The sequence below is a fragment of the Pseudoalteromonas sp. S1609 genome, from assembly GCF_005887255.1.
GTDB lineage: Bacteria > Pseudomonadota > Gammaproteobacteria > Enterobacterales > Alteromonadaceae > Pseudoalteromonas.
Window position 1 is genome coordinate 1 of the sequence record NZ_PNDJ01000145.1, and the last position, 285, is coordinate 285.

A 285-nucleotide genomic window follows, 5' to 3' on the forward strand; every position below is an offset into this window, starting at 1 on the left:
AGAAATTGCAGCAGAGCCTGAACTTGAAGCAGAACCAGAGCTTAAATCAGAACCTGAACTTGATGTTGGATCAGAAGGTGATTTTACCGATACGTCTTCTAATTTACCCGATCCAGAAGACGCGCTAGGTGAGTACAACGATGAAAACCTTGATAGCGTTGATGATTTACTGAGTGAGTTAGAACAAACAAGTGATGATTATGTAGAAGCACCTGATTGGTCAGTCGATGGCTTAGACGAGCAACCTGAACCAGAAGCTGAGCTTGAACTTGAAGTAGAGCCAGA

General features: G+C 43.2%; 1 protein-coding gene. It reads left to right on the forward strand.

What is annotated here, in order from left to right:
• Positions 1-285 (forward strand): hypothetical protein (locus CWB76_RS19125; RefSeq protein ID WP_138609703.1); only part of this gene is annotated, 285 nt, incomplete at both ends.